This is a genomic window from Acinetobacter sp. NIPH1876, assembly GCF_022808535.1.
Taxonomy (GTDB): Bacteria; Pseudomonadota; Gammaproteobacteria; order Pseudomonadales; family Moraxellaceae; genus Acinetobacter; species Acinetobacter higginsii.
Genome location: NZ_JALGBR010000009.1, coordinates 132,425 through 154,775 on the forward strand (window position 1 = coordinate 132,425; position 22,351 = coordinate 154,775).

17 protein-coding genes are annotated in these 22,351 nt (G+C 40.1%); 11 read left to right on the forward strand and 6 right to left on the reverse strand.

The window, feature by feature from the left end:
* Positions 1 to 185 precede the first annotated feature (185 nt).
* The 6 genes from MN869_RS11330 to MN869_RS11355 all read left to right on the forward strand — a co-directional run bounded on the left by MN869_RS11330 (position 186) and on the right by MN869_RS11355 (position 9,750).
* Positions 186 to 2,234: a hypothetical protein gene (locus MN869_RS11330; protein ID WP_033134396.1), complete on the forward strand. Its 2,049-nt coding sequence runs from the start codon at positions 186 to 188 to the stop codon at positions 2,232 to 2,234.
* Between the two features lie 16 nt (positions 2,235 to 2,250).
* Positions 2,251 to 2,955: a DUF6160 family protein gene (locus MN869_RS11335; protein ID WP_033134397.1), complete on the forward strand. Its 705-nt coding sequence runs from the start codon at positions 2,251 to 2,253 to the stop codon at positions 2,953 to 2,955.
* 29 nt (positions 2,956 to 2,984) lie between these two features.
* Positions 2,985 to 5,636, forward strand: a complete 2,652-nt coding sequence (locus MN869_RS11340) for a DUF6160 family protein (RefSeq protein ID WP_033134420.1) — start codon at positions 2,985 to 2,987, stop codon at positions 5,634 to 5,636.
* A 19-nt stretch (positions 5,637 to 5,655) separates the two neighbouring features.
* Complete coding sequence (locus MN869_RS11345) at positions 5,656 to 7,098, forward strand: hypothetical protein (protein WP_033134398.1); 1,443 nt, start codon at positions 5,656 to 5,658, stop codon at positions 7,096 to 7,098.
* A gap of 64 nt (positions 7,099 to 7,162) precedes the next feature.
* The gene (locus MN869_RS11350) at positions 7,163 to 8,647 is read left to right on the forward strand and encodes a tryptophan 7-halogenase (RefSeq protein ID WP_004804857.1); all 1,485 of its coding nucleotides are present in this window, start codon (positions 7,163 to 7,165) and stop codon (positions 8,645 to 8,647) included.
* 83 nt (positions 8,648 to 8,730) lie between these two features.
* On the forward strand, positions 8,731 to 9,750 hold the full coding sequence (locus MN869_RS11355; RefSeq protein WP_033134399.1) for a DUF6160 family protein: 1,020 nt from the start codon (positions 8,731 to 8,733) through the stop codon (positions 9,748 to 9,750).
* 76 nt (positions 9,751 to 9,826) lie between these two features.
* On the opposite strand, the gene MN869_RS11360 is transcribed toward MN869_RS11355, so the two are convergent.
* Together MN869_RS11360 and ccsA are read right to left on the reverse strand one after the other, a co-directional pair.
* Complete coding sequence (locus MN869_RS11360) at positions 9,827 to 10,756, reverse strand: tRNA-dihydrouridine synthase (protein WP_033134400.1); 930 nt, start codon at positions 10,754 to 10,756, stop codon at positions 9,827 to 9,829.
* 79 nt (positions 10,757 to 10,835) lie between these two features.
* Positions 10,836 to 11,645, reverse strand: a complete 810-nt coding sequence (gene ccsA, locus MN869_RS11365; protein WP_005205568.1) for a cytochrome c biogenesis protein CcsA — start codon at positions 11,643 to 11,645, stop codon at positions 10,836 to 10,838.
* A gap of 147 nt (positions 11,646 to 11,792) precedes the next feature.
* Here ccsA and ffh point away from each other — a divergent pair, with 147 nt between their 5' ends.
* Both ffh and MN869_RS11375 read left to right on the forward strand, forming a co-directional pair.
* A complete protein-coding gene (gene ffh, locus MN869_RS11370) occupies positions 11,793 to 13,205 on the forward strand; it encodes a signal recognition particle protein (protein WP_005205566.1) in 1,413 nt (470 codons plus the stop codon).
* A 150-nt stretch (positions 13,206 to 13,355) separates the two neighbouring features.
* Positions 13,356 to 13,943, forward strand: coding sequence for an alpha/beta hydrolase (locus tag MN869_RS11375; RefSeq protein WP_033134401.1), 588 nt, complete (start codon positions 13,356 to 13,358; stop codon positions 13,941 to 13,943).
* On the opposite strand, the gene MN869_RS11380 is transcribed toward MN869_RS11375, so the two are convergent.
* Complete coding sequence (locus MN869_RS11380; protein ID WP_033134402.1) at positions 13,913 to 14,656, reverse strand: pantothenate kinase; 744 nt, start codon at positions 14,654 to 14,656, stop codon at positions 13,913 to 13,915. The two genes, MN869_RS11375 and MN869_RS11380, sit on opposite strands and share 31 nt — an antisense overlap.
* Positions 14,657 to 14,671: 15 nt before the next feature.
* Positions 14,672 to 15,448 (reverse strand): biotin--[acetyl-CoA-carboxylase] ligase, encoded by a 777-nt coding sequence (locus MN869_RS11385; protein WP_033134403.1) that lies wholly within the window; start codon positions 15,446 to 15,448, stop codon positions 14,672 to 14,674.
* 6 nt (positions 15,449 to 15,454) lie between these two features.
* Between MN869_RS11385 and MN869_RS11390 the strand changes: the two genes are divergently transcribed.
* Positions 15,455 to 16,255 (forward strand): sulfite exporter TauE/SafE family protein, encoded by an 801-nt coding sequence (locus tag MN869_RS11390; protein WP_004804875.1) that lies wholly within the window; start codon positions 15,455 to 15,457, stop codon positions 16,253 to 16,255.
* 10 nt (positions 16,256 to 16,265) lie between these two features.
* Here the strand turns inward: MN869_RS11390 and MN869_RS11395 are convergent, their stop codons facing one another.
* Together MN869_RS11395 and MN869_RS11400 are read right to left on the reverse strand one after the other, a co-directional pair.
* On the reverse strand, positions 16,266 to 16,808 hold the full coding sequence (locus tag MN869_RS11395) for an ATP/GTP-binding protein (protein WP_033134404.1): 543 nt from the start codon (positions 16,806 to 16,808) through the stop codon (positions 16,266 to 16,268).
* A 14-nt stretch (positions 16,809 to 16,822) separates the two neighbouring features.
* Entirely contained in the window at positions 16,823 to 17,788 is a 966-nt protein-coding gene (locus MN869_RS11400) for a hypothetical protein (protein ID WP_033134405.1), read from the reverse strand.
* A 352-nt stretch (positions 17,789 to 18,140) separates the two neighbouring features.
* On the opposite strand from MN869_RS11400, the gene MN869_RS11405 reads away from it, so the two are divergent.
* Both MN869_RS11405 and smc read left to right on the forward strand, forming a co-directional pair.
* Positions 18,141 to 18,836, forward strand: coding sequence for a GntR family transcriptional regulator (locus MN869_RS11405; protein WP_004804879.1), 696 nt, complete (start codon positions 18,141 to 18,143; stop codon positions 18,834 to 18,836).
* A gap of 10 nt (positions 18,837 to 18,846) precedes the next feature.
* On the forward strand, positions 18,847 to 22,350 hold the full coding sequence (smc, locus tag MN869_RS11410) for a chromosome segregation protein SMC (RefSeq protein ID WP_033134406.1): 3,504 nt from the start codon (positions 18,847 to 18,849) through the stop codon (positions 22,348 to 22,350).
* Position 22,351: the final 1 nt, after the last annotated feature.

Genomic DNA, 22,351 nt, shown 5'->3' on the forward strand with positions numbered 1-22,351 from the left:
TTTACCTAAATTATTTTGCTTTTGTGTAAATTATCAGCATAATGAAGAATGAGATTATGTAGGCAGATTGTCTGCATTTGAGTGAAGCGTAAATACGGTTTTCCTATAGTTTGTAGGGCATCACTCAAAAAAGGATGTTAGAAAAAGAATGATGATGCGGAGCATCAGGTAATAGGAAGGTCAAGATGACTAGATTAACTTCTACGGTTTTGTTCAAAAGAACTGTTTTAGCAAGTTTCATTAGCTTATGCGTAAGTCAATCTATTTTCGCACTACAAGAAATTTCCGATGATGTTTTAAGTGAAACCACTGGTGAAGGGATTGCTTTTTTGCCTCGGGATTTTTCTTTTCGTTTTAATGGAGCAGAGAATCCATTAGCGAATGGAAGTACTCCTTTAAATTTTACTGATACTGGGTATATTCGATATATTCCGGTAGGGCCTTTGACTCAAAAGTCACTTGATACAAATAAAGATGGTATTGTTAGTTCGCTAGATAGAGCTGTAGGCAAGGCAGACTTGTTTTTATACGGTTTGGCTTTATCTAAAGCTAATGGAAATGCTAATAACCGTTTTAATAACACTTCTGGGATTGCAAGTTGGGGAACGGCAACTAACCCTTGGATATTAAAAGTCGCTACGGAAAGCGGAGTGCCAACTTTTACACCAGATGATGTATCTGGAACAACACCTGTTAGAAATACGGATACAGGGGCAGTAACGTATTTGGCTCTGGAAGCACCTCTTTTCAATAAAGTGTTACCAACTAATGCTATAGATGGAGCAGATGCATATAACTTAAAATTAGGGTTATGGGCTGATGCTTTTGTTCGTAATCCAAATGTTGCAGAAAATATGGCAGCAACAGGTAATCAATTTAACCTTGGTGAGTTGAATGGTACAACGGATAATACAAATACACGAGCAAATCGACTTCGATTGAATGCTGTATGGGATGGTTTTGGAATTAATGGTAGCCGCATCCAAATATTTCAAACATTAGGTGGTTCAAATAGCACAGGTGGAATGAGTAAGTTCTACAATGAAACTTTAGGTTTAAATGGATTACTACGATTAAATAGTGGACCAAGTGATACATTACGTGCAACAGCAACAGCAAATGCTGTATGGGTGGAAGCAAGTCCTGTTGCTACAAATACTTATACAGTTCCAACTGCATTAGCAACAATTGGTGCTGCCCCTGCTTTTGCATCTTCAGGTGGGTGTGGTGTTAGTGGTACAAGTCCTGATGCAAGAAATTTATCAACTTTTTCACGTGGCGATTGTATTCAAAATGAACAAGTATTAACCCGAACAAGTCGCACGACTACAACGTGGGGAGCTCCGACGACGGGTAAAATATTACGTATAGGCACGCAAGAAACAACAGATAGTAATATCTTAACAACACCAGCTATTAATGGTGGAACAGCGCCTATATTTAGAGATCCATCTGTGAATGATGGAGCTATTTATATCTATAATCTTAATACCAACCTTGTATTGGGATCTTTGTATCAACCTCTAGTTTTAGGAGTGGCTGATGATGGTCGCAATGTATCATTAGAAATTGCACGTATTCCAAATAAAGAGAGTATTTATAAAAAAATCTACACAAATTACTCACGACCTGTAACGGCTTCTGATCCTTCTGCTTGGCAATTTAATGGTGGTTATTATGGTTCTACATGTAATGTTCATTATTGTGGAGAGCATCCTTCAGGAACAGTAACTGCACTTTCAAATAATTATCAAGGATCAACTGCAACGCATAGTAGTATTACAATTGGTTCAACAGTTTACAACTCAGCAAAAAATGAGCTAACGGCTTATAGTGGTGCAGAAGCAGTTGGTATTTCTTTTGGTGCTTTGCAGTCAGGAACTGTAGTTAATGATCAACAGTATAAACAAGTCCAACAACAAAATCGTAATTGGACAACAGGATATGAACGATATTGTAGTGGTGGAACAAACTGGCTAGGTTCTTGTCAAGGCTATAGTTGGAGATATTTTAATCAAAACTGGCAGGCTTTTGATGCTTGGAAAAATGTAGATAGAACGACATATTCTAATAATATTAATATTACGAGCCCTAGAGATCCAATACTTAATCCTAATGGTGGAATTCCAACAATAGCTCCTGTAAAAGCAACAGCCCCGTCAAATAATTTTGGCTCAGCTGCAATAGATGGGTTGTTAATTCAGCATCTCAAAATGACAACAACAGGCTTATAGTAAAGAGGCAGAAGTAATGAAAAAAACATTTTTATTAGGTGTGTCTTTGTTATCAAGTCTAATGACTCATGCCGGTTTACAAGTGTTAGATAGTCAAGCTATGGCTGAGGTTCGAGGACAAGCCGGAGCAGATCTGTCATTAAATTTGCAACTCAATCAGACAGGTATGAATGGTGATTTTGATACAGCATTATGTACGGATTTACGTTTTTGTCGTTTAGGTTTATCGTTAAATAAACGTTATTTGAAGGAAACCACAACAGGTTCGGGTGTTTGGAGAGCTGATGATATTAGTGGAAACAAACTATGGTTAGTTTTTAAAGGAATCCAAGGAACTGTAAACATTCAGAAATTAGGTTTGGATGGAGTTGATCTAGTTTATAATAATGATGCGGGACAAGTACAAATAAAGCCAGCAATTCAACTTAGTTATAGTAGCAATTACCCAATACTTATCCGTAATTTTGGTTACCAGTCACTTGCGATTGAAAAAGATAGTGTAGCAGATGAAGGTGCAAATAATATTCCAGGTTATCTAGTTTCCACAGCGGCTGGGGTAGGTAGTTATACATATACAGGTAACACATTCGATGGTAAACACCCAACAAATGCCGGTCTTGGTCGTGAAACAGGATTCACTGGATTAATGATGAATGGCAATCTTGCAATACAAGGGAATGTCGTTATGTTTGCATGTGATGGAAGCCACCCACGTTGTTAAGTTGGAATGAATTTCAAAGGACTGAAGTGATGAAAAAAAATAATCAAAATCACAATTTGACATTGTTTGTACTAAATACTCTTACTGCAAGCATATTTTTGATTAATTCTGCTCATGCTCTACAGAGTTTAGATGATAATGCTCTACGGAGTGTAAATGGTCAGGATGGTGTCCATATTGCAACCTCTTATGATGAAATTAATGTAGATAAATTTTACTGGGAGGATGATGCGGGAAGAGGGAGTACAGATAAGGCATATACAAAAACATTAAGAGCAACTGCCGAAGGTTTTAAAATTAAAGCGACTAATGCTAATGTTTCTAATTTGGCTATAGCAAATAGAACCCCTGGTACGGATTATAAAATTAATGTTGGTAGCGGTATTGGGGCTGATACAGGTAAAACTGGTTTAGATTTAATGTTATCAACTAACCCTTCATTGATTACTATAGATAATTTCAATATTTGTGATACAGAAAGTAGTCAGCGTTGTGGTGTACCTATTGGAAGTGTAGCAATGCAGACAAGTTCTGTGATTGATATTGCTTTTAAAACACGCGATGGGCTTTTTAGTAAAGACAAACAGGCGGTTCTTGATTTAGGCTTAAAAAATGCCAATATATATTTAGGGCAGAAAGATGTAAGTGGTGAGCTGAATCAATTAATTTTAAAAAACTTTAACTTTAATTTTTTAGGCAAAGGTGTGATGTTTATTGATGCATCGGGTGGTTTTAAATTACAAACGAATGCAGATGGTGTAAGTAAAGCAACAATAAATATGGCTCCAGATTCAACACATGGATATGTAGATTTTAGACGTACACCTGATTCCGCATCTGCAAACTTAAAAAATAATGGAAGTTATGGAGATGCAACCTCCACAACTCCTAATGGAACAACAACAACTAATGCAGGCCTAAATCTTGAATTTATGCTTAATAAAAATGTGGATAAAAATTCACCGTACACTCTAAATACGACAAATAGCCCAACAAATGCTACTGGTTTGATTCGAGTGGGTGCAAGTGGGAGAATGGTCAATGGATATTTGCAATTGCGTGGTTTAAATGCCGATGGTAAGAATAATCCTGATTACACTGGGTTGAATTATGGTAATGCAGATAATAGTAATATTGTCGGGAAAGTTAATAACTCAAGTACAAATTTAAGTTTAGCTGCCAACAACCCCATTACATCCGCCGCTGGAGAAAATATTATGGGGAAAACGGGTATAGCTTTCCGTATGGCGGCTGAGTTTACCCAAGATAATGATTTGATGTTGGGTTCTGATGGTAAGGCAACAACTTTAGAAATTGGTAATGCTGGTTTAAATACGTATGGTTTTGAGTTTGGTAATTTAACTGGCCTTGTAGCTACAAATAGAGGTTCATTTGATAGCGGTAATGTTTATATTAATCTTGCTGATACCAAAACGCTTTTACTCCCAGCAAATAAGTCGTTTCAAACTAGCCGTTTTGGTAACGGAAATTTTTTAACTAATAATAATGACTATATTCAATATATTTATACGAATACACCTGATGGTATTCAGATAAATCAAAACCCCTATAGCCTCTTAGTCGCAATTCGTGGTTCAGAGTTTCAGGCGATTTCAAGACGAGGTCGTTTCACAAATAGCGCCAGAACAAATGATGCTTTTGGCAATAGTGTTCCAAATATTGTTGAGCATGATGGGCAAAATGGCACAACATTAAATGAATGGGGTTTAGCATTACCTATTTACAATCTTAATGCAAATATTGCACTCTTCGGTACAAATGTTGATGCGTCTACGGCATACGCTTATACAACTGATTATAAAGGATATAATAAGTCACCTTCAAATAAGGTTGTTATTGGGGCTGTTGGACAAAAAACACCACGTTTAGGTTTTTCTTTGGCAATGAGTACTCAAGGGGTTAGTGATGATGGAGCGAAAACAACTTCAATTATGGTAATCGATGGGAAAAAGGTGAACGGTCAACCTACTGATTACTACATGGGGTTGCGTAATATTGATATGTTGATTAAGGGAACTGGAAGTATTGGTGTTGAAAAGGGCAGTTTGAATGTTAGCCTTAAAGATATGCTAATTGTAGCAGCAGCTCAAGTTGCGGCAGGTTACTTACCGGGAACGACATATAGCCGTTGTGTACAAAATGTTTCAAATTCTGGTTGTAGCGCTGTAGCTGCAAATAATAAAGTGCCGCTTAATAATTTTTCACTTTCAAACGATGTTCTATTAGGAGTAAAGCTTCGTATTGGCGGTAGTATGGATTTTTCATTGATTCCAAATGGCGAATATCGAGCAGATGGTACTGGAAGTAGTTTGAATATTGTCGGTGATTTATCTTTAGATAAGAATCAAAATAACACAATTCAAATTAGTGATCCTGTTGATGGTTCAACGATTGGGTTGGATAATTTAATGGGTAAAATGGCATTTAATAACTCAATTGTTATTGGTCGTCATAGTTCTGGAGAGGGTGTTGTTAGCTTTAATACGGCAATTAACTTTAACCCTGATAAAAATGCAGCAGATGTGTTTAGAGCCAGAGATATAAACTTTTATCCTCCTTCTTCAGGTTCAAGTAAACGTTTAGGTGAACTTGCGATTACAGGTGGAAGACTAAACAGTAGTCTAAGTATTGTGCCTCGAAATGGTAATTTTACTAACTAACTTAGGGATGAGGTGTGAAATGTTTCATTTAAAATTTTTAACAGGTGCCTTATTGATGTTGGGGAGCCTAAATGTTCATGCTATTGACTCTAAGTTACGACCTCTAAATGACGAAGAGCTGGCAGCGACACAAGGCCAAGCTCTGATGAGTTTATCCTATATTGCTCCAGCTGATGCAGCAAATGCTGAAAGATTAAGAAATGGAGGGGCATCTAATATTGGTTTTTATCGTTTAGGGATGGAAGCAACGCTGGAATTAAATGCAAATATCAAGCGCTTACAATTGGGGTGTGGCGGTACGAATGGAGCAGATGGATGTGATATTGATTTACAGGATGTTGGTTTAAGCGGCGTGAAATTAGATAGTAATGGAGCTTTACTGCCTATGACTCGAGAAGAACGAGCAAGTTCATCCGCGAAATTAACGAACCCATTCATTGAGTTTGCGATTAAAAATCCAGGGCAAGCGTCTACAAGGGAGGTGGTTGGTTTACGTTTGAGTGCAGAAGATGCATTGGGCTTATTAACGATTGGTGATAACGATCTAGTTGATAGCAGTGGTAATAAAATTCCTAATGGTATTAACTCATTAAGTGGCTATGTTAAAACAAAAGCAACTTCAGGTGAAGTAATGACTACACCAACAATATTTGGTAAAGCGGGTGATCAAGTATTAAGAGGAATGGTTTACGCTGATATTCTAGGAGCTCTTTGTACTGGAGGTTGTGGTGAAGAGCCTTATAATGGTTTTACAAGCTTACCAGGTCATGCGAATACAACAGGCCTAAGTATTCCATCATTAAAAGCGAAATTTAATGTGCCAGATGCAATAATTACAGGTCAACGTATGAAATCTGCGACAATTCGGAACGTAAACACAACCAGTATTGATGATATTGTTATAAATAAAGATTCTGGTAAAATTCAATTGAAGTTGGATCGACCGGTATCTGTATTAGGCATTATTAATGTCTCTGAAATTTATATCCAAATGGAAACAAAAATTAAAAATTTAAGTGCAAATATTAATTTTGAAGAAAACTTAGGATATCTACATAATCTCCCAATTAATGGAGGGGGATTTTATTTAGGTTTGCAGAGACAAGCACTTAAGTGGCCTGGTGCTGAGGAGCAGGATATTGCTCAACCAGGATGGTGGATGTCATTTCAAAATCCCCTCGATCTAGGGTATTTGCAAGCTCCGGCAGGAAAAACTGTTGATATCAGTTCAGTTTATCCTCAAATTGCGAACTCAATTAGTGCATGGTTAAGCCGGGAGGAAAATAAAACGAGTGTGAATAGCCGAGAAGGGATTGAAGCGCTAGTTAATGGAGGATTACAGAAAACGATTCCTGATATTAACTTGGCTGGTAGAACTGCTTATGCAAATTTACAAGATGTCCCATTAGGAACTGTCCAAAATGTAGTAGCGAATTGTTACGGTACATTAAAAATGTGTTGATTTTAATAGAATCAAAAAAGGCGGTTTAATCCGCCTTTTTTATTTCAGGGGGAATTAAATTAAAATGTTAAATTTACGTGGCATACAACGAGTTTGTATTGTTGGTGGGGGAACAACTGGTTGGTTTTCAGCTTTAAGATTACGCCAAATTTTTAATCAATCTGTAGAGGTTGTAGTAATTTCAGCACCAGAGATTCCTATTGTTGGAGTTGGGGAGGGGGGAGTTGTTAATCTTCTAGATATTTTAGCTAAACTTGAAATAAACATTAAAGATTTTATTGATAATACGGGTTCAACTTTAAAGCTTGGGTTTCGATATGAACAATGGAATACTGGAAAGAAAGAAGACTACTATTACCATCTTTTTCCAAATATCGATACACCAGAAATGTGGGATGAAAATGGATATTATCCCTTTTTATCTCTATTGTTAAATAATGGCTTAAATATTAATAGCTATATGGAAGCATTGGAATTATGTGAGAATAAAGTACCTTTTAACAAAGTCATTGATTTATTAATTTCGGGGAATCATAATTTCACAGCTTCTTTACATTTTGATACTTTTAAAGTTGGGCAATATCTTAAAGAAATTGCATTACAAAGAAGTATTATTCATGTTGAAGATAAGGTAGAGGATTTTTGTTTAGATGCTGAAAAGGGTTCTGTAACTTCAATTCAGTGTCAAAATAGAAAAATTGATTGCGATTTTGTAATAGATGCTTCAGGATTTTCTAGACTTTTAATTGGGGGGAAGTTTAAGACTGATTGGATATCCTTTGCAGATACATTAATTATGAATAGAGCACTGCCTTTTCATTTATCACATAAAAAAGAAATAGAGTTAGTAACACGAGCAACTGCTTTAAGTTCTGGCTGGGTTTGGCAAATTCCATTACAGGAAAGAATAGGAGCTGGCTATGTATTTAATGACCAATTTTTGTCAGATGATCAAGCTCATGATGAAGTTGAAAAATGGCTAGGGGAAAAAATTGATCCAATACGTGTAATTAAATTTGAGGCAGGATATTTTCAAAAGGTATGGGTCAAAAATGTTGTGGCTCTTGGCCTAGCTTCTGGTTTTGTAGAGCCTCTAGAGGCGACCTCTATTGGACAAATGGTCACACAGTTAGAAACATTATCAAACTTTATCCTACACAATCATGGGGTTATTTCTGAACAAAATATAAATTATTTTAATAAGCAGAATGGACAATATTGGCGTGGGATTGGGGATTTCATTCGTATGCATTATGATACCCCAAGAGAGGATACACCTTTTTGGAAAGAGATGAAAAATGTGCCAATCTCACCTGAATATAAAGAATTAAAAGAGTGTTGGAAACATCGAACACCTCGATTGATAGATTTTGCTGAATATAGTTTAAGTGGAACACTTATGTTTGGTGTACCAAATTGGTTTGCTGTTGGAGTTGGAACAGGAGTTATAAAACCTGAATCAACGGCAGCTGAGTTGTATGCTTTATCTATAGATCAAAAGAGAAAATTAGCCCAACATTTACATAAGATGAAGCAAAAGTTAAGTTAGCATGATTTAATATTGTGATTTATAGAATTTATGTTAGACTAAGTTTTGTATATATTTTAAACATTTGTCTATGGATGAGGACAATGAATAAAAACAAAAAATTAGGATGTTTGTCGTTATTGTTATTAAGTCCATTGACTATGGCAATGCAACCGATGGATGACCAAAGTCTTTCTGCCATGACTGGACAGAATGGCTTAACCATTGGTGTTCAGGCGAATGTTCAATTCAATCAGTTGGCGATCATTGATAATGATGGCTTATCATATGGCGGTTATACTTCACCATCTTATACCAATCGAGCAGGTTTGGTCATTGCAGGTGTGGCGGGACAAGCGACAGCAATGCCTGTTAAGGTAACTGCTTTAAATGGTACCACTGAAACGACATTAGGCTTTAAGGCACTTGTTGATACTGATGCAGGAACCGCTGCCACAGGTGGCGCTTTTGCCAATATTGCATTGGGTTTGAATAACAATGTAACAGGGATTCGAATTTCTCCCTTTTCTATTTATACCGTTGGATCAGGTTCGCTTTCTAATTCGAGTGGAAGTACCTATACGCGCAATTCTATTTTTAGTTCAGGTACACTACTTAAAAGTGATGTAAAAGAATTACTTCGTGTTGGCGGCATTGATATTGTTTTTGCATCGAATAAGCCAAGTATAAATATTCAAATGGGTGCGGCTCCACAAGGCCATATGGTGATGTTTGATGGCGCAATCGAGTCAATTTGTGGCACAGGTACTGGCTGTAATATTATGCTAGTCTCGGACTATGCAACGTCTGGAAATTCGACTACGGCGCCTGTTGGGGCGAGTTTTAACTTTAAATTGACTGGAAATAATGGTAATCCTTTTGGTTTAAAAGGATTCTATGCTGGAATTTATGGTCCAACAGGGACAACGGATAAAGGTGGCGTGATTTTTGGAAATACAGGAACAAGTAATAAGTTCGATTTACAGTTAAATAATGTTCTGTTAGGTACAAGTGGTGCTCAACAAGCAGGTACTTTTAATAATTTACCCAATGCTTCTATTGGTAATATTGGTGTAACAGGTGCCTCTGTAACAAATCTACAAATGAAAGTGAGCGGGATGTAGTTACATCGCTTAGATCATAAAATAAATTTTAAAGCGGCTTAGGCCGCTTTTTTATTACATAGGGATAACTCTAACTTTAGCTTTGTTTTAAAAATTGGATAATCTCGTCTAATTGCTTGATTTTTTTCACTTGCCCCCACAGGGCTTGTGCTTCAGGATAGGCTTTGGTCATCATCCCTAGCCACTGCTTGTAGCGTCCTACCATGCCAATTTCAGTCTTATATTGACCACTTAAGAAGCGAAGTTGTAATTCCACCAAATCTGGCCAAGACAGCAATGCTTGATCCATATCTTGACGTACACACAAGGTTAAATCAGGGGTCGTCACAGCACCACGTCCGATCATGAGATCTTGGCAATGTGATTGCGCTAAACAGGCTTTCGCATCAGCATTGTTCCAGATCTCGCCGTTGGCAATCACATTGATGTTTAATGCTTCTGTAATGGGCTGAATTTTTTCCCAGTAGGCTGGTGGGGTATAGCCATCAGCCTTAGTCCGTGCATGAACCGTGAGCCAACTTGCACCTGCATCTTCAATCGCATGTGCATTATCCAAAGTATGATTTTCATCCAGATAGCCCAAACGCATTTTGGCTGAAACAGGAATGTGTCCAGGCACTGCATCACGAACAGCTTTGACCAATTGATGTACGGTTTCAGGCTCATCCAGTAGAACAGAACCACCACGATGGCGATTCACTGTTTTGGCTGGACAACCAAAATTCAGATCAATAGCGGGTGCGCCCAGTTCCACGACTTTGGCGGCATTGGCAGCGAGCATATCGGGGTTGTTACCAAGAAACTGTACATGTACAGGTGTACCTGCTGCAGTTTTGCCTCCATTTTTTAATTCAGGGCAAAAACTATCGTAGATATGATCTGGCAGGATGCTATCGGTAATACGGATAAACTCAGTCACGCACCAATCAAAACTGCCAACATGAGTGAGCACGTCACGCATGATCGGATCAGTCAGACCTTCCATTGGAGCGAGTACAAGTTTCACGATTTTTTACCTAGATAAGCGAAAACAGCGTTATACGCATTTTCAGATAGGCTGTCTAGTTTTTATTAAAATGTAAGAACTAGCGTCCTAAAATCATTTCTAAAACAAATTTACTGCCCATAAAACCAATGGCGAGCAGGACAAAACCAGTAATGGTAAAACGAATGGCTTTACGGCCACGCCAGCCAAATTTGTAATGCCCGATGAGCAAGGCGCCGTATAAGAACCATGAAATAATACTAAAGGCGGTTTTATGTGCCAGATGCTGAGCAAAGAAATTATCAATGGTGAAGAAACCAAATAACAAGGCTGCTGTCAGTAGACCAAAACCTGTGATAATCAAGTCAAATAACAGGGACTCCATCACTTGAAATGGCGGCAGTAAGTTCACCCAAATCCGTCGTTTTTGCTTCTTTTTTAGTTCCCGATCTTGGAACCAGAGCAACACAGCATGAATGGTTGCCATGAGCAAAACTGCATAGGCCGATAATGACAGAATAATATGTAAATCTAAGCCTAAGCTATGTTGTTCAATAATTTGATTCGGTTGGCTAAAGGCAAAACCTAAGATTAAACCAAAAGCGGCAACAGGTGTACCGATCAGGTTGAGTGGCAGAATTGGGCGGATCAGGCTCAAAATCAAACTCAGCGCTAACATCAGTCCTGAAGTAAATGACATCAGGTTAAAGACATCATAATTCACCCCAATCGGTGTCATCATGTCTTGGTAGAGCACAGTACTATGCAGTACTAACCCTAGTCCAACCATAAGACCATAACACCAAAGATTTGGACTACGTTTTGACATCAATCGAATAAACAAATACCAAAATGAACTGGTATAGGCGATGAGTGCCAAAATTGTGTAAACCAAGGGGAGACTGATCATGTCAAACCTTTTGCAGGAGGATGAATAATATTCACCATATAAGATATAAATTCGCTTCGAACTACAGTATCCTATAGCATCTTACGCATAAATTTTCTATTTTAAGAAAGATTTTTTTGCAACTAGCCATTTTAAGCGGATTTCGCAATGTTTGATACCTTAACAGAACGACTCACACAGAGTTTAAGAAATGTTACTGGCTCAGGGCAGCTGACCGAAGACAATATTAAAGATACCTTACGTGAAGTACGTATGGCACTTCTTGAAGCCGATGTGGCGTTACCTGTAACTCGTGAATTTATCGCGAAGGTTAAGGAAGAAGCGCTCGGTCAAGAGGTGATGACTCAGCTTTCCCCTGGTCAGGCATTTGTAAAGATTGTCTATGATGAACTCACCAAGATGATGGGTGAGGCCAATGAAACACTAGATTTAAGTGCAAAACCACCTGTTGTTGTTCTGCTTGCAGGTTTGCAAGGTGCGGGTAAAACCACAACGGCTGCAAAATTAGCGCGCTTCCTAAAAGAACGCCAAAAGAAAAAAGTCATGACTGTTTCTGCTGACGTGTATCGTCCAGCAGCGATCAAGCAGTTAGAAACTGTATCCAATGAAGTTGGTGTGGGTTTTATTGCTTCAGAAGCAACTGAAAAGCCAATTGATATTGTGAATCGTGCCATTGAACAAGCGAAAATCCAATTCGCTGATGTTTTGATTGTCGATACTGCAGGCCGTCTGCATGTCGATGAAGACATGATGGACGAGATCAAAGAATTACATGCTGCGGTTAAACCAACTGAGACCTTATTTGTTGTCGATGCGATGACAGGTCAGGATGCGGCCAATACAGCGAAAGCCTTTAATGATGCTTTAGCTTTAACTGGTGTGATCCTGACTAAAACGGATGGTGATGCACGCGGTGGTGCGGCACTTTCTGTTCGTGCCATCACAGGCAAGCCAATTAAATTCTTAGGGATTGGTGAAAAGCTAGATGCACTTGAGCCATTCCATCCAGATCGTGTTGCACAACGTATCTTGGGCATGGGTGACGTCCTTTCTTTGGTCGAAGAAGTTGAACGCAAAATCGACAAAGAAAAAGCCGAAAAAATGGCGAAGAAATTGCAGAAAGGCGGAACCTTCAACTTTGAAGATATGCTGATGCAATTTGAGCAAATGAGCAAAATGGGCGGCATGATGGGCTTCTTGGACAAGTTGCCTGGTATGAGCAATGCGGGTATTCAGGATGCGATTGAAAAAGCCAACCCTGAAAAACAAGTTAAGCGTATGGAAGCCATCATTCAGTCGATGACGATCAAAGAGCGTCGTAATCCTGATTTGATGAATCCAAGCCGTAAAAAACGTATTGCAGCCGGTTGTGGTATGGATGTGGCTGAGGTCAATAAGTTGATCAAGCAACAAGCGCAAATGGCGAAGATGATGAAGAAATTTGCCAATCCATCGGGTATGAGCAAAATGCTGAAATCATTAGGCAATATGCAAAAACAATTTGGTGGTGGTGGCGGTAATATGGGGCCTTTGTTTGGCAGTAATGACCAGAAAAAGTAAGCTCTATACATCCTAAAAAGGCGCTTGATGCGCCTTTTTTAATGCGAGCGTGCTGTATAAATTTAATACAAAACATCAACATTCAAGCTGCTTTAAAAGGAAGAAAATTAAAAATAAGTCTATGTTTTACATTGAAAAGTAGTGTTGAATATGTCACATAATTCAAAAAATAAGGTGTTTATTATACATTGTGAGCATGCAGATCCAGAACAACATTGGTATCACTGGCTAGAACAGCAATTGAAAAGTGAAGCAGTTGCGGTTGAGCGGATTTTTCTGGCTGATGCGAGTCACCCTGAAGCGGAGATTTGGCAAACCTGTTTGGATGCACAGTTAAAAGCGCTAAATGAGCAGAGTATTGTGGTGGCACATGGTTTGTCCTGTGTTGCGGTAGCTCGATTTCTAGCAAAGAAACTGAAGCAAACTACCTTGAAAGCAGGGGTGTTTATCGCAGCTTTTAATGATCCGATTTCACGAGATTCTGAGTTCAATACCTTTATTGAACATTCAACTTTTGAGAGTGGTGTATTGCGTGCCAATATTCAAAGACGTTTGGTTTTCTTTTCCAGTAATGATCCCATTGTGCCTGTACCACTGACTTTTAAATTTTCTAATTTACTCAATGCCCAACTGATTGAGGTGGCTCAAGCTGGGCATTTTCGGGCAGAAGATGGTTTTAGTGAGTTTCCACAATTACTACAGGTACTTCAAACTTTGCTCAAAGCTGAGTTTAGTTGAACATAGTGACGTAAGCCCTTGAGCAATAAATCGGATTCAACTTGGGGCTGATAATGGCTGAGGAACTTGGCGAATAAAGTAGCATCACCGCCAGTCAAAATCAGCTTTTTAGGGGATTGCTGCATAATTTGATCAATGGTACTGATCAAGCCCAGCAAAATACCATGATGCACCGCATCCACCGTATTATGTCCAGGTTTTAAATTATCAAAGGCAGAGTCAGGAATCTTAATGCCTTTGGTATTTTGAATCAGCGAGTCTCGTTGCAGATACAAGTTGGGTAGAATATAACCACCCAGATGTTGCAATCCTTCGACTAGATCAATGGTCAGGGCAGTGCCACAGCCAATCACACAAAAGTTTGCATCTGGCTTTGCCATGGCCAAGACTTGTAACCAGCGGTCAATCCCCAGTTGACTTGGAACATCATAGCCACACTTTAAACCTGCATATTCAGCATGGACTTTGGCAAAAATAATCGGAATATCCAAAATATCTAGAATTATGTGAATACGTTGGTTATTTTCCGAATCCAGAACCGAAGAAATCCCGACACGACTTAAATTTTGATGGCGGAAGTGCTGAATCAAGCCGAGCAATAAATCTGCAGGGGATTGCAGGTGTAATTCGGCCGCATGTTCAATGACTTGATCATGTGCAGTGATCCAATATTTTAAGCGGGTATTGCCGATATCCAGCCATAAACTTTTCATAGAATAATCATTTCCTCAAATCGAAGCGAGACGTAAACGACCTTGATAGAATTGTTGGGTTTGATCCGTTTTGATCAGTACCGCACCATCATTGGAAATTCCTTGAAAAAGTCCCTGAACTTTACCTTGGGTATATTCAAATTCAACTTGTTGATTCAGCCAAATCGCATGATGATTAAAACGTTCAGCTAAATTATAACTACCGTGTTCAAACCACTGTGCTGCCTGCTGGATTGCGGTATACAGTTCAGCAATCAGGGTTAAACGATCAATGTTGGCTAAACCGAGCATCTCCAAAGAGCTAATCGGTTGATCTGCATTTTCCACAGGGGGCGTGTTTAGGTTAATGCCGACACCGACAATTGCTTGATGAGGGGAAAGCGGTTCAACCAGAATTCCGCCCCATTTTCCTTGTGGGCTATATAAATCATTTGGCCATTTGACTTGTAATGTTAAGCCATGCAAGCTTGGCATCTGTAAAATATTCAGAGCAACTTCAAGGGCAAGGCGACCATCCAGTGCAGTTTTGCTTTGAATCAGTGTGCTTAAATAAATATTGCCTTCAGGAGAGGCCCATTGTCGTTGGTGTTGACCTCGACCTTGTGTTTGTAGTGCACTGCAGACCAATCCTGTCGTTATGCCTTTTTGCGCAATTTCACGCATATCATCATTGGTCGAGGTTGTGGTTGTTTTGAGTAGCACCACTTCTGGATATTGATTTTTTGCGTTCAATAATTGCTGAAGCTGGCGGGTTGCGAAATCATCCATCATTTTTACAAGTAGAGTGGTCATGTGTTTATGGAGTTAATCATATATTTGCTGATTGGCGCAATTGCTGGATTTGCTGCGGGGCTATTCGGTGTGGGTGGTGGCTTAATTATTGTGCCAATTTTATATATTGTCTTTACCCAAATGAATTATGACCCGAATGTGATTATGCATATTGCAGTTGGAACTTCATTGGCAACCATTATTGTGACCTCGATCAGTTCGGTGATGGCACATCATAAAAAAGGGGCAGTGTTATGGCCTGTGTTCCGCAATTTAGCACCAGGCTTGGTGCTCGGTTCGTTTCTGGGGGCGGGTGTGGCTGATCTGATGTCAGGACAGCATTTACAGTTGGTGATTGGTGTCTTCGCCGTCTGGATGGCTTACAAGATGTTTAGAGGTGCAAATGCAGTGGTTGATCCAAATCGTCATTTACCGTCAGCGCCTTTACAACTTGCCGCGGGTGGTGGCATTGGGGTGGCATCCGCGATTTTTGGCATTGGTGGGGGTAGCCTCACCGTACCTTATCTCAATCGACATGGTGTGGTGATGCAAAAGGCAGTGGCGACCTCCGCAGCCTGTGGCTTACCCATCGCAGTTGCGGGAGCAATTGGCTTTATGTGGTTTGGTGCCAAAGAGCAGATTGAAGTGCCGAACACGATTGGTTATGTGCATATCTATGCTTTCTTGGGTATTAGTGTGATGAGTTTTATCACCGCAAAATTTGGCGCCAAAGTTGCACATCGTTTGTCGCCAGCCATGCTGAAAAAATGTTTTGCAGGTCTATTGGTGGTGGTTGGCAGCTATTTTATTTATAAAGGCCTGATCTGATCTAATTTTTTTATTGAGTAAGGCCATAATGTACTTCAATGGTGGCAATCAAGGTTTCGACCAGAAGAAGTACATCATCTTGCTGGCGTGCATCGATAAAGAATAGCGGATAATTCAGTTCTCTGGCTGCCAGCCAATCACGATACATGGATAAGGTGCGTTCTGGCATACGGTCAATATGGGTAATTGCAATCACAATATTATGACCAAAGGGCTGAAATGCTTGAAGATATTGCTCTAAATCCAGTAAAGGATTTTCAGCAGCATGGTCAATCATGACGATTGTTCCGATTGCGCCCTTACAGATCACTGCCCAAATAAAATCAAAGCGGTCTTGCCCAGGCGTACCATATAAACCAACCTTAACACCATCGTCCAACGTTAGCTCACCATAATCAATGCCAACAGTGGTCAGTAATTTGTCATGGGACTCGGTATCGGTGTTCAATGCTTCGGTACTGAGTACCTCAATTTCAGACAACGCTTTGATCGCCGTGGATTTACCTGAACCCATGGTGCCACCGAAGACAATTTTATATTGATGTAGAATCATAGAAGTATCCTCGATTAAAAGCCTAAACGATGGCGTAAGCGACCAAATAGTTTTTTCATAAAATGCTGTTCTGTTTCACTTTGCTGAGTTTGCGGGCGATATTTTGCCTGTTGATCTTTAATTAGCGTTCCACACTGTGCACCCAAGCATGCTGCAACAAAGTGTCTGACTTTCTGTTCGGGGAGGTTAAGTTGTTGGGCAACTATGCTGATCTGTGCACCTTGTGCAAAACAGGCTGCCATCCGCAAGATATCTTGGCGATCATGTTTGTTTTTGGGTTGTGGCCAGAATTGCAGATAAAAACTTGAGGCAAAGGTTGGACAGAGTTCCTCAAAATCCATAGAGGTCCAAAGTAAATGCCAAAGCCATTGTTGTAAGTCTTGCTGAGCTGCATCTGCAATCCAATGCAAATTATTCTGTGTGGCATAGGTATAGTTCAGGCTTGGGTCGGTTTGAAAGGAATGAAATTCAGGATGTTGCCACAGCCATTGATTGCGTGGGTCGGCAATGGCGAGTAGTCCTTGGTTATCAAACAGCTGAATCTTGCCATTCTTAGGATTTTGAATTTCTTGCAACACGTCTTTAATTTGTTTGCGATGAAAGATTGGCACATCTTCAGTTTCGATATTTTCTGATGCTTGATTTAAGCGTTCATCCAGATGAAGGCTCAGCCAGTGATGCAAGGAATGAAGATGGTTCAAGGGCAGAAATAGGGTGTCATCTTCGATGGCGCTATTTTTATCAGCATCATTGGCAATTTTCAGCACATTGATTTTATTGTTTTGCAGTAGGCTCTTGATATTGGGTGAGTCAAAAAATACTTGGTGAATCATGAGAATATCAAGTTGTGGCTCGGCAATATTGCTCCAATTGATTTGGACATGCTGCGGCACAGCCGTTTGAACTTGTTGTTTTAACTCATTCAAGGCTCTGAGACTGAGTCCAAAAATGGCAATATTGACGGCTTGATGAACACCCATGTTATGACTCATCTATGTATGTACTGAGCAATTCAGTAGGAGATTTAAAATGCGATACCATTAATGAAAATATTATTTTTTGTGACATGTATCAATTAAAAAGCGATAAGAGAATGTCTTTTCAGATGTGTGGTTAAATATCAGGCGCAAGCATAAATATTTGATATTCAATATAGAAAAACTGAGTGTTTAGTACATATTGAGAATTATATTGCGATTTTTTAGCGCAATTGGCTTAAAAAGCAATAAAATTGTCAGACAATGATATAGAATTTATGGGGCGAGATCAGTTAAAACAAAAAAGCGCAAACAGCATTGAATCAATGCGTATAACAAAGATAGCGAGGGGCTCATGAATCTCGAAGAGGCTGATAGTCTTTCTGAACAGATTGCAAAGTATATTAGTGAACAAATTATTAGTGGTGAGCTGGTTGAAGGCGAACGCATTCAAGAGTTGCGCATTGCCAAAGAATTAGATGTCAGTCGAGGCTCGGTTCGCGAAGCACTGTTGTTACTGGAGCGGACTTATTTAATTGAAATTTTTCCACGTCGTGGCGCGATCGTCTCTGAAATGTCAGCGCAACAGGTCAAAGCTCTATTTGATACCAATGTGATGGTACTCGGGCATATTGTGCAGCGGATTAGCGAAACCTGGCGAGTCAATGAGGCGGAGCAACTGCAAGCGTTATTGGATCAACTGGTCGAGTTTGTTCGTGCGGGCGATATCGAAAAATTTTACGATGCAATCTTTAAATATCTGGCAGACCAGCATGAAATGGTGGCGAATCCCTATTTGATGCAATTCTATAAAGAACTACTGCCATCGTTACGCCGTAGCTATTTTTTGACCTTAAATACTTCACGTCGAGAGCTACAAGAATCGTTTACCCTGTTTAAGTTAGTGATTGATGCTATTTTGATCCGAAAATCACAACAAGCTGCTTTATTTATGGAAGATTTTTGTCGACACTTGCGCAACCTTGTGTTGGAATCTCTGACACGTATGAAACAGATTGAATTGGCTTGGGCTAGACGCTCACGCCGCTAGTTAGGGCAGTATGCGTTTAAGCAGTTTAAAACTTTCAGGCTTTAAATCTTTCGCCGATAGTACAACATTACATTTTAAGGCCAACCGTACTGCAGTGGTTGGGCCGAACGGTTGTGGTAAATCAAATGTCATCGATGCAATTCGCTGGGTTATGGGCGAGTCCAACGCACGTCAATTGCGCGGTGGCAGTATGCAGGATGTCATTTTTACCGGAACAGCCAAACGCAAACCTGTCGGGGTTGCCAGTGTTGAACTTCGTTTTGACAATACCTATGGCAAATTAGGTGGTGCTTATAATGCTTATAGCGAGCTGGCTGTCCGTCGCCAAGTCACCCGTGAAGGTAAATCTGAATATTTCTTAAATGGCACACGTTGCCGTCGTCGTGATATCACTGATATTTTCTTGGGTACAGGTTTAGGGCCGCGCTCTTATGCGGTGATTGAGCAGGGCATGATTAACCGTCTGGTCGATGCCAAGCCTGAAGAAATGCGCGTGTTTATTGAAGAAGCGGCAGGAGTGTCTCGGTATCAGGCGCGTCGTCGTGAAACCTTGCAGCACTTAGAGCATACTGAGCAAAATCTGGCGCGTTTAGACGATATTGCTGCTGAACTAAAATCCCAACTGAGAAGCTTAAAGCGCCAGTCTGAAGCCGCAATTCAATATAAGACCTTAGAAGGGCAGATTCGAACTTTAAAAATTGAAATTCTTTCGTTCCAAGCCAATCAAAGTCAAAAGCTACAACAAGAATATACCGTTGAAATGACGGCATTGGGTGAAAACTTTAAGTTAGTTCGTTCAGAATCTCAAACAATTGAACACGATCTTGAAGCCACCAGTGCTTTATTCCAACGCTTAATTCAGCAGTCTTCACCCTTGCAGCATGAATGGCAACAGGCCGAGAAAAAACTGTCTGAATTAAAAATGACCTTGGAACAAAAACAGAGTTTATTCCAGCAAAACAGTACCAGCTTGCTGCAACTTGAACAGCAGAAAGTACAAACCAAAGATCGTCTGCAACTCTCTGAATTACAGGTTGAAACCTTAAGCACTCAATTTGATGAGCAAAATGAAAGCTTGCTTGCCTTAGAGCAGCAGACACAAACGGCTGAGCAAAATTTTACTGATGTTCAGGCACAGCACAAGCAAGCACAACAGCAATTTGAACAACTGAAAGCCCAAGTCGATCAGCAACAACAGAAAAAGTTGCAGATGGCAGCGCAAATTGAGCAGTTGGGTAAGAATGTTCTGCGGATTGAGCAGCAAAAGCAGACCTTGCAAACGCAAAGCACTCAGATTCGTGCTCAGGTTCAGGATGATGAACAGGCGCAGTTAGAACAATTACAGCAGCAACTGCAACAGGAAATAATTGCGTTAGAAACCGCGATTGAGCAATTACAGCAGGATGTTCAGACCCAGCAAGATCAACAACAGTTGCAGAAGGCTGATGTGCAGAGTCTGAAAACCGAGATTCAGGTTTTATTGTCTGAACAAAAGAACTTAACTCAGCTCGTCGCAAAGCAAAGTCTGAAGCATGATCAAAATGCAGTTCGATTGATGCAAAGCCTACGTTTAAGCACTCAAGCTAAAGCGCATGCAAACATTATTGAGAAGTTCTTGGCCAAGTGGCTGCAAGCGCATTTACTGGATGGTGAACAGTCATTTCAGGAAGGTGTGGCTCGACAGTTAAAGAATCCCTCTTGCGGAACTACAACCGTTCCTCATCCCTTTGATAAAGGGAGGAGTTTCCCTCTTTCTCAAAGAGGGGTTAGGGGAGATTTAAAATATCTATCAGATTGGATCGAAGCCCCACAATCTTCACTCTGGGCCAATGTAGCCGTTGCAGAGAATTTAGCGATTGCGTTGGAACGTCAAGCGGATCTCCAGCATACACAATCCATTTTAACGCTTGATGGTTATCATGTCGGCGCCGATTGGGTGATTGCGCTGCACTATGATGAAGACAGTCAAACTGCGCAGGGCATGCTCAGTCATCGAGTCCGTTTAGAAGAAATTGAACAGCAACTGGCACAGCAACAACCGCAGTTGCTTGATTTGGAACATCAGTTTTCTCAACAGCAGCAAACGTTGCAACAGAAGCAGCAGACTTTGCAGCAACAACAGCAGAGTTTGAAACAAAAGCAAAAAGAGTTACAACAGCTGGATGTGCAAATTGCCAAACTGCAAAGTACGGCACAGGCCTTTGTGTTGCAGCAACAGCAATTGGCAGATCAACTGAAACAACTTGATGCGCAGCTTGAAGAAGATGCCATGCAGCGTGATGATCTAGAAATTGATCTGCATGCATTAGCAATCAAATTAGAAGCTGTATTGCCGAATTATAAAACTTTGCAATTTCAGGTTGAAAACTTGAATGAACAGTTGGATGAGCAACAACAGCAGTTGAGTCAGCAACAGCAGCAACGTGAAGCTTTACGTCGTCAAACCTCGCAAGCCAATCAACAAATTGAATTGTTAGAGAAAGATATCTCGTTCCTGAAAACGCAATATCGTCAAATCATTGAACAAATCGAGCAGGCCAAGAAGTTTGTTGATCCGATTCAGCTTGAGCTACCAAACTTGGAATCGCAATTCCAACAGCAATTCCAGCAAACCGAAAAGCTGCAAAAAACCTGGAATGAATGGCAACTTGAACTCAATCAAGTGCAAGAGAAACAGCAGCAACTGACGGAACAACGCCATCTAGCCCAACAAAAAGATGAGCAGGTGCGCGAGCAGCTGGAACAAAAGCGCTTGGCTTGGCAGGCGGCGAAATCAGATCGTGAACATTATCTGGAACAGTTGAAAGAACTTAATGCGGAAGCTTTATCTGATCTGTCAATTGAAATTAAAGATCATCAGCAGAAACTGGAAAAAGCCCAGCAGCAATTCGAGAAAATCGGTGCAGTCAATTTGGCGGCTTCATTGGAATATGAGGAAGTGTCGCAACGTTTTGATGAGTTGAGTCATCAGATGCAGGATCTACAAATTACGGTTGATCAGCTCAAAGATGCGATGAAAAGCATTGATCAGGAAACCCGTAAACTGTTTATGACGACTTTTGATCAGGTCAATCAAGAGTTACAACTGCTATTTCCAAAGGTGTTTGGTGGTGGTGAAGCGACTCTAAGCCTTGAAGATGATTGGCAGTCTGGGGTCAAACTGATGGCGCGTCCACCCGGCAAGCGTAACAGTTCCTTGGCCTTGCTTTCAGGTGGTGAAAAGACCTTAACCGCTTTGGCTTTGGTGTTTGCAATCTTTAGATTGAACCCTGCACCGTTCTGCGTACTGGACGAAGTTGATGCGCCACTTGATGATGCCAATGTACAACGGTATTGTAATTTGGTAAAAGAGCTTTCTGAACAAGTGCAATTCATTTACATTACACATAATAAATTGGCGATGACAATGGCAACTGATTTACTTGGAGTCACCATGCCAGAGCCAGGTACATCAAAATTAGTGACTGTCGATTTAGAACAGGCAAAAGAATACGGGTTAGTTGCGGAGTCTTAGT

What these genes read in the sequence shown, in the direction of transcription:
- MN869_RS11330 (WP_033134396.1), top strand. Translation starts at nt 186, where the DNA reads ATGACTAGATTAACTTCTACGGTTTTGTTCAAAAGAACTGTTTTAGCA.
- MN869_RS11335 (WP_033134397.1), top strand. Translation starts at nt 2,251, where the DNA reads ATGAAAAAAACATTTTTATTAGGTGTGTCTTTGTTATCAAGTCTAATG.
- MN869_RS11340 (WP_033134420.1), top strand. Translation starts at nt 2,985, where the DNA reads ATGAAAAAAAATAATCAAAATCACAATTTGACATTGTTTGTACTAAAT.
- MN869_RS11345 (WP_033134398.1), top strand. Translation starts at nt 5,656, where the DNA reads ATGTTTCATTTAAAATTTTTAACAGGTGCCTTATTGATGTTGGGGAGC.
- MN869_RS11350 (WP_004804857.1), top strand. Translation starts at nt 7,163, where the DNA reads ATGTTAAATTTACGTGGCATACAACGAGTTTGTATTGTTGGTGGGGGA.
- MN869_RS11355 (WP_033134399.1), top strand. Translation starts at nt 8,731, where the DNA reads ATGAATAAAAACAAAAAATTAGGATGTTTGTCGTTATTGTTATTAAGT.
- ccsA (WP_005205568.1), bottom strand. Translation starts at nt 11,645, where the DNA reads ATGATCAGTCTCCCCTTGGTTTACACAATTTTGGCACTCATCGCCTAT.
- ffh (WP_005205566.1), top strand. Translation starts at nt 11,793, where the DNA reads ATGTTTGATACCTTAACAGAACGACTCACACAGAGTTTAAGAAATGTT.
- MN869_RS11375 (WP_033134401.1), top strand. Translation starts at nt 13,356, where the DNA reads ATGTCACATAATTCAAAAAATAAGGTGTTTATTATACATTGTGAGCAT.
- MN869_RS11380 (WP_033134402.1), bottom strand. Translation starts at nt 14,656, where the DNA reads ATGAAAAGTTTATGGCTGGATATCGGCAATACCCGCTTAAAATATTGG.
- MN869_RS11385 (WP_033134403.1), bottom strand. Translation starts at nt 15,448, where the DNA reads ATGACCACTCTACTTGTAAAAATGATGGATGATTTCGCAACCCGCCAG.
- MN869_RS11390 (WP_004804875.1), top strand. Translation starts at nt 15,455, where the DNA reads ATGGAGTTAATCATATATTTGCTGATTGGCGCAATTGCTGGATTTGCT.
- MN869_RS11395 (WP_033134404.1), bottom strand. Translation starts at nt 16,808, where the DNA reads ATGATTCTACATCAATATAAAATTGTCTTCGGTGGCACCATGGGTTCA.
- MN869_RS11400 (WP_033134405.1), bottom strand. Translation starts at nt 17,788, where the DNA reads ATGGGTGTTCATCAAGCCGTCAATATTGCCATTTTTGGACTCAGTCTC.
- MN869_RS11405 (WP_004804879.1), top strand. Translation starts at nt 18,141, where the DNA reads ATGAATCTCGAAGAGGCTGATAGTCTTTCTGAACAGATTGCAAAGTAT.
- smc (WP_033134406.1), top strand. Translation starts at nt 18,847, where the DNA reads ATGCGTTTAAGCAGTTTAAAACTTTCAGGCTTTAAATCTTTCGCCGAT.